This window comes from Psychrobacter sp. FME6, from assembly GCF_014861365.1.
Classification (GTDB): domain Bacteria; phylum Pseudomonadota; class Gammaproteobacteria; order Pseudomonadales; family Moraxellaceae; genus Psychrobacter.
The window spans coordinates 1-7,489 of the sequence record NZ_RRYW01000119.1; the positions used below are offsets into that span (position 1 = coordinate 1).

Below are 7,489 nucleotides of genomic sequence, written 5' to 3' on the forward strand. Positions count from 1 at the left end.
CTGGTAATCGTTTAATTGATTTATTTTATAACATTTTTGTGGTCATCTGACTATACTCTAGTCTTTGTGAATGGTATTATCACCTAACTTGCCTTCTCAGTGAGATTCTTCTGGTGTTATTTTACAGGCGACGATTCCTCGGCGCTGTTTCATGACGTGTCTTTTTTCTTATTCTAAATAATAGTCGTGCTGCTATGCCTACCTCTCCAAACTTACAGTCTCAAACGGATTCTTCCTCCAACTTTAAGCTGCCTTCTTCGCGCTTTACTTTTTGGCTAGTGCTATGTGCGATGATTTTACTCGCCACTAATATGCGCGCGCCTATCGTGGCGCTTGGCTCTATTGCACCCGTAGTACAAAATGCACTAAATATCTCCGAAACTCAAATCGGCTGGCTGGGTGCCGTACCGATGTTGGGTTTTGCGCTAGGTGCTCTGGTTGCCCCTTCTATTGGTAAGCGTTTTGGCCTTGAAAACACGCTGATTACCATGATTGTGCTGCTGACTCTAGGGATGATTATTCGCTCTGTCATTCCCACTTGGATCGGATTTTTGAGTGGAACTATAGTACTAACTTTAGCTATAGGTTTTGCTAATACTTTAGCGGCGCCAGTAATTAAGCAGCGTACGCCCAAACATATTCCACTTATTACTGGCTTACTGAGTCTTACCATGACGGTAATGGCCGGTATCGTCGCTGGCGTAGTCCTGCCCTTATCTGAATATGTGGGCTGGCAATGGGCACTAGGAGGCTGGTCAATCTTGGGGGTTTTAGCCGTAATCGTCTGGATATTCTTGCGCCTTCGTCTGGGGTCATCAAATAACCAAGCGGTACCATTGGCGACCCCAGGCTCCTCAGAGATATCAGTATGGCGCACAGCTTTTGCTTGGCAGATTGCTGTATTTATGGGTTTACAATCCTTGTTATTTTATACCGTAGCCAGTTTCTTACCTTCTATTTGGGTTAGTAAAGGACTGAATGCTGTTCAGGCTGGACAGATGGGCTCGGTATTTCAGTTTATGGCACCGCCTGCTATCTTGATCGTAACTTGGCTTATCAACCGTGGCCGCCCTATCCAAGCGTTAGCGATTGTTGCTGCACTGCTAAACGTTATTGGTGTGCTCGGTATCAGCTACTTTTCTCCTGACTTGGCCTGGCTATGGTCAGGGTTAATGGGTGCAGGCTGCTCAGCAATGTTTACTTTAAGTATGATGCTGTTTTCCTTGCGTACTTATACCACCAATCAGGCTAGTGAGCTATCTGGTATGGCGCAGTTCGTTGGTTATCTGGTAGCCTTTTTTGGTCCGCTGGGGACAGGTTGGCTGCATGAATTAACCGACAGTTGGGACGTACCACTGTTAATAATTTTAATTTTAATGATTATTAACGTAGCGATTGCTTGGCTAATTAGTCGTCCGGTAATGGTAGATGGTAAAAAGATTTAGATCTTTACCCTTAAACCATTAACTTTTGCACAATATTGCTGCTTATCTGATTCTGCTACACTGGCTTGATTGTAAATAGGACAGTAGAATCATGATAAGCATAACTTCTCGCCTGCCGCAGCGCCTACTCACGGTCGCTGCATTAACCATCGCAATTGCCTTGAGCGGTTGTCAAAAAGAACCTGACCCCAATACCGCTACTGACACTCAGAATAACGACCAAGTCGTTAATACAAAAACTGCCGAACCTCAAACTACAGAACCTGAGCAATCCGTAAATTCGACTGAGCAGCAACAAGCACCGCTAACCATATTGGCACTGGGTGATTCGTTGACAGAAGGGCTTGGCGTTGATAATGCTGCCAACTATCCTGCGCAGCTAGAAGCACGTTTGCAAGAACTTGGCTATAAAAATGTCAAAGTGGTCAATTCAGGCTTAAGCGGCGAAACCAGCACTGGCTTAGTCAATCGCTTAGATTGGGTATTGCAGACCAAACCAGATATTACGATTTTGACCGTCGGTGCCAATGACGCCATTCGTGGTATCGATGTGGCGACGGTTGAAGCCAATATTCGTACCGCCGTGCAGCGTTTACAAGACAGTGATAGCGAAGTTATCTTGGGCGGTATGCAGATTTATGACAATCTTGGCTCTGATTATGTCAAATCATTTGCCGCGATATACCCAAGAGTGGCGAAAGATATGAACGTCACGCTGATTCCGTTCTTTTTAGACGGTGTCGGTGGTGATCCTAAGTTAAACCAAGCTGACGCCATCCATCCAACCCGTGAGGGATATAAAATTATCGTCAATGACAATATCTTGCCTATATTGCAGCCTGAAATTGAGAAGTTAGCCGAATCTAATATGGACGATTCTAAAAACTCAAATCACACCAACAAACAAGCACCCGCTTCAACTCCAGCACCGACAAATACGCCTATTGAGACTACGCAATGACATCATCACCTTCAGCTGAGAATCTAACGGCTTTAAAAACAAGCGCATTGCTTACCGCCTCCCAATTAAATAAAACCGTACAAGTCGGTGAGCAAAAGCTGTCCATCATCAAAGACGTCGACATTCATGTCAATGCGGGTGAATTCGTGGTCATTATGGGTAAATCTGGCTCGGGTAAATCTACCTTGTTAGGATTATTAGCAGCACTAGATTATCCCGATAGTGGCAGCGTTAAGTTGGCTGATCAAACGTTAAGCAGCCTTGATGAAGATGCGCTAGCTGTCATTCGTCAGCGCGAGATGGGGTTTGTGTTTCAATCGTTTCATTTACTGCCAACGTTGACAGTAGCAGAAAATATTGCCTTCCCACTTGATATCGCTCGACGTCCAAATAAAGCGCGAGTGGATGAACTCATTGAAGCCGTTGATTTGGGGCATAGACGTAATAGTTTGCCCAATCAATTATCTGGCGGCGAGCAACAGCGTACTGCTGTCGCCCGAGCACTGGTATCACAGCCAAAGATTGTCTTTGCTGATGAGCCAACGGGTAATTTAGATGAACAAAACGCCAATCAAGTGATGCAATTGTTATTAGATTTACGTCAGCAAGTGGGCTCGGCATTGGTCGTTGTGACCCATGACCCTGCGCTTGCTGAAATGGCAGATCGTGTCATTACCATGCATGACGGGCGGATTGTACATTAATGAATAACTTGATGAATAACCAGCAAACAGAGAAGCATTCACCAAAAGATACGACTGATACGGCAATGGCAAAAGAGTCAGATTATACTGGCGGTATCATCTACCATTTATTTAAAGGATTGGGCGCGCAAGCATTAAGTCGTAGCTGGTGGCAGCGCTGGGTTTATCCGCTGTTATTTTTACTCACGCTAACATTATCGCTAGCCACTTACTTGACCCTCGACTCCGTCCAGCAATCGGTTAATACCTATATCAACGATAATCAGCGTGCGCTGGTTGGTGGCGATTTGATCTTAAACAGTCAACAAGACTGGCCAAGCGAAGTATTGACGCAGGTAGCAACGGTCGCTGATACGCAAATTGTTTATGATTATCAGTTTAGTGCGATGGTGGTGACCGCTGAACAAACCTTACTTGCTCGCGTCAAAGCCGTCTCGCCAGCTTATCCATTATATGGTGACGTCGAGCTGGCATCTGGTCAGCCTTTATGGCAGCAGCTCAAGCCTGATAATGTGGTCGTCGCCCCAGAAGTCCTTAAAAGTCTCAATGCTAAAATTGGCGACCAAATTACTATTGGTGAAGGACAGTTTACGATTAGCGATGTGCTGACGAAAGAGCCTGACCGTCCATTGACGGTGTTTGGCTTTGGTGGACGAGTGCTGATGCAACAAGACGCGCTCGCCGCAACCAATCTATTGGGTGATCGTAGCCGTATCAACTATCGTATTGAGTTGGCAGGCGAACCCGAATTAATCGCTGAGCAGCGTGATAAGCTGACGCAAATATTAACCAATTATCCTGATATCGAGCTCTCAGATGCGGAATCTGCGGATACCTCTGTCTCGCGTATCTCTGATAATGTGTTGATGTTTTTAAAACTCTTGGTCATCGCGGTACTTTTACTATCGGCGGTCGCGATGTATGGCGTCATCACGGCGTTTGTGTCCAAGCAGCAATCTAGTAATGCGATTCGTTTAGCATTGGGTGAGCCACTTGGCAGTCTTAAACGTAGCTACTATCAACTATTGATTGCAACGACTGTCATTGCTGGTATCGCTGCGATTATCGTCAGTTTTGGCTTACTCAAAGTTGGTCAGCCATATCTTGTGGCTATCTTGCCAGCGGATGTTGGCTTGGCCATCAATCCTATCAGTGCCATTAAAACCATTATTATCGCTTTGGTGCTGACGTTGCTTATCGCACAGCGTGGCTTAAGTTCGCTTAATACCACCAAACCCGCAACCTTACTTAGCCAAGGTGCTAGCTCACCAACGCAAAACCTGCCTTGGTATCGACGCTTGCCTTTACTATGGTATGCACTAATGCTCACAGGGCTTTATGCGTTTTTTGCCTATGAAGTAGGTTCGTTTAAGTTAGGCGCTCAGCTGTTAGTAGGTTTAATCGGTTTCGTAGCAATATTTTGGCTATTGGCGCGTGCTTGGTTATGGCTACTTGCCAAGTTGGCGACCAACAGCAATATCAGTTGGATGCAGCGGATTGCTATTCATAACCTTGCGCGTAAAGGTAACCAATCAGCGCTGTTTTTTGTCACGCTATCACTGTCGGTCGCTGTGCTTACGCTCATCACTACCCTCAATCATAGTATCAATACCCAGTTTATTAACGCTTATCCTGAAGATGCGCCCAATTTATTTTTGTTAGATATTCAAAGCGATCAACATGATGAGATTAATAACATCATTAAAGCACCAGTCAGCTACTACCCTGTCATTCGTGCCCGTGTGGTGACCGCTAATAATATACCTGTACAAGATATCGAGCCTGCTGAGGGTTTTGATGACCCTACGCGTGTCTTTAATTTAAGCTACTCAGATACAGTCATGGAGACTGAGTTTATTACAGATGCCGTAGCCAATAATCAACTGTATGCACCTATCGAAACTGAGAGTAAGAATCCTGGACAAGTCGTCGCGCCTTTATCGATTTTAGATACCGCCGCAAGCCTACTTAATGTCGGTATGGGTGATGAAGTTCGCTTTAATATTCAAGGGATTGAAATCGTCGGTCAAATTACCAGTATCCGCTCACGTTATGAGCAAGGTCCAAGCCCTTATTTTTACTTCTTATTTGAGCCTTCTGTTCTCTCTGCTGCCCCACAAATCCAATTTGCCACCGCGCATGTAACCGCTGATGATATTCCAGACTTGCAAGGACAACTGGTCAGAACGTTTCCTGCCGTGACGACCATTGATGGGACGGCTATCGCGCAGCAAGTCCAAGAGCTAGTAGCGCAAATGAGCCGCTTGGTTTATGTCTTTACCCTACTGGCTCTATTGACTGGCATCATGGTATTGATTAGCTCGTTACTGTCCACCTCGCAAGATCGTATGCAAGAAAGCGCTTCGTTTAGGCTGTTAGGGATGCAAAAACGCGATTTATATATGCTTAATATACTAGAGCTTGGTCTGCTTGGACTTAGTGCCGCGGCATTTGCCGTCATTATCGCTAGCGTTGGCGCATGGGCTGCGATTACCCAGTGGTTTAATCTACGCTTTAGTGTGCCGTGGGCGAGCTTGGGTATTGGCGGAGCATTATTAATCGCGCTACTGTTTACTATCGCTATTATTTATGTGAGATTGGTGATTGGACGCGGAATAATGGCGCGAGTAAGGGCGATGATTTAATTGTATTAGATTTTGGCTTTACAAAGAAAACCCCCTTAATTGGGGTTTTTTGATTCGTTGTTATTTATCAGTATGAATGAAGTTGTACAATTTCTCCCATTAAGACTAAACTGGATATTCAATCTGTATAAAGTTCAATCTGCTCTATCTGCTTTAGTACCTCTAAAAAATAGCTCAACGCTCTATTTTAAGGTAAGACAAAAGTCAGCTTCTATAATGAAATAGTTATTATTGAATTATACTTATATTTATATTTAATTTTCTTGAATAGTTGGTCGTTATTCTCATTTAGTATTTTAGGGGTATGATTGGCGATAGTATCTGTTAAATTTTGACTAGCATAGTCTATACCAAAATTATTTATTTCTTCAGAGGTTGCGAATCTATATTTTTTAGAATCAACGACCATAAGTCTCTTGAATAACTCCTTCTGATTATGTGCTAAATCTATTTCGATAATATCAGCTAGTAAAAGTTCATACAGACCAAAAGCTTTCTTCTCAATATTTGACATATGCCTTCCACAATAGCTGTAAGCTAAATCACCAAAATCTTCTCTTTCTAAAATATCAGTGTTAAAAATCTCTTCTATGAACTCTCTTGATAAATTATCTATATTTTCTCTATCTAAAGCATTATCAAATCTCTTTACGAAACCTCTTAGATTTTTATTTTTAACTAATAATCTATAATCTGCCTCTGTAACTTCATTAACTTTAATTCGATTATCATCTTTAGCTGAAAAATTAGAAACTAAGTACTTAGCTTCATTTTTTCCAAACTTATATGCCCCACCAACAGGTTGATATTTGCCTGTTCTTGAATTAGGAACCAAGAAATACTTATCATCTATTTTTATTCTAAATAAATAAGCGAATGAAATTCTAATTAATGTGTCTCCTTGTAACTTCCCAGCTACCTCCAATTCTCTTTGCGAACGCTTCCAGCTATGTTGTCCAAATAAAACCTTCAGTTGAGAGTAAAATTTGTTGGCATTATCTTTAATATACAAACCACCCCATAATGTAAAAATTCCAGCAAGTACATTTTTTTTATAACCGTCTAAATAAATTAGAATCAATGACATTGCAATCATTATAAATAACGGGGTTATTAATTTCTTAAACTCTCTCAAATAAAACTCCTACACCTGACCAATTGGGACATCTACATGACCAATCGCAACACATATACCATTTTTTATCAGATAACACTCAATATAATGTGTGCCTTTAAACGAAGTTGGCTCAATTATTTCATGTGTTCTTTCTTTGATTTGACCACGAATACAGTCTTTATTTTCTGCTACCTCTCCAACATTTCTTACCTTCCAAAGGACCTTGTCATAGGAAGGACAATCAGTATTACCTACTTTACACTTAACTTTAAAATTAAAAGGAATAAACCGACTGAACCCTCGGAGGTGTTTTTCTAAGTATTTGTAAAGAGGTATCTCCCTAAATCCATCTTCTGACACCCTACAATCAATACCTACACTATATCTCTCCAACACGGGGTAAAGCTCATCTATAAATTCCTCAGTGTCTTTGTAGCTCCTTGACTCTAAAGATTCAGATATTTTAACTGTTGATTTACCTAATCCAGACCAGTAATCATGATTAAAAAATTCTCCCCAAGCAGATATAGCATCTTGATATGTGCAATCACTTTCAAATAGTGGTGGTGTTCTAAAAAGTATGCTGGCGATAAAAGTCAATAAGAAATCTATGCTAA

Annotated in this window: 6 protein-coding genes; 4 read left to right on the forward strand and 2 right to left on the reverse strand. The window is 42.2% G+C overall.

The genetic code is table 11. The features are described from left to right. Window positions 1-194: 194 nt before the first annotated feature. The 4 genes from EI162_RS12675 (at window position 195) to EI162_RS12690 (ending at window position 5,755) form a co-directional block, all read left to right on the forward strand. The gene (locus EI162_RS12675; RefSeq protein WP_192524691.1) at window positions 195-1,445 is read left to right on the forward strand and encodes a CynX/NimT family MFS transporter; all 1,251 of its coding nucleotides are present in this window, start codon (window positions 195-197) and stop codon (window positions 1,443-1,445) included. Between the two features lie 91 nt (window positions 1,446-1,536). Then, window positions 1,537-2,406, forward strand: a complete 870-nt coding sequence (locus EI162_RS12680) for an arylesterase (protein WP_192524692.1) — start codon at window positions 1,537-1,539, stop codon at window positions 2,404-2,406. Then, window positions 2,403-3,110, forward strand: coding sequence for an ABC transporter ATP-binding protein (locus EI162_RS12685; RefSeq protein ID WP_192524693.1), 708 nt, complete (start codon window positions 2,403-2,405; stop codon window positions 3,108-3,110). Before EI162_RS12680 ends, EI162_RS12685 begins: the two co-directional genes overlap by 4 nt. An 11-nt stretch (window positions 3,111-3,121) precedes the next feature. Continuing rightward, a complete protein-coding gene (locus EI162_RS12690; protein ID WP_192524694.1) occupies window positions 3,122-5,755 on the forward strand; it encodes an ABC transporter permease in 2,634 nt (877 codons plus the stop codon). 211 nt (window positions 5,756-5,966) lie between these two features. On the opposite strand, the gene EI162_RS12695 is transcribed toward EI162_RS12690, so the two are convergent. Together EI162_RS12695 and EI162_RS12700 are read right to left on the reverse strand one after the other, a co-directional pair. Next, window positions 5,967-6,890, reverse strand: coding sequence for a hypothetical protein (locus tag EI162_RS12695; protein WP_225736995.1), 924 nt, complete (start codon window positions 6,888-6,890; stop codon window positions 5,967-5,969). A 9-nt stretch (window positions 6,891-6,899) separates the two neighbouring features. Continuing rightward, the coding region (locus tag EI162_RS12700) for a nucleotide-binding domain-containing protein (protein WP_225736996.1) at window positions 6,900-7,489 on the reverse strand (590 nt) is incomplete at its 5' end.

Coding starts and splice junctions, on each gene's coding strand:
- EI162_RS12685 (WP_192524693.1), top strand. CDS start 2,403: ATGACATCATCACCTTCAGCTGAGAATCTAACGGCTTTAAAAACAAGC.
- EI162_RS12675 (WP_192524691.1), top strand. CDS start 195: ATGCCTACCTCTCCAAACTTACAGTCTCAAACGGATTCTTCCTCCAAC.
- EI162_RS12680 (WP_192524692.1), top strand. CDS start 1,537: ATGATAAGCATAACTTCTCGCCTGCCGCAGCGCCTACTCACGGTCGCT.
- EI162_RS12690 (WP_192524694.1), top strand. CDS start 3,122: ATGAATAACCAGCAAACAGAGAAGCATTCACCAAAAGATACGACTGAT.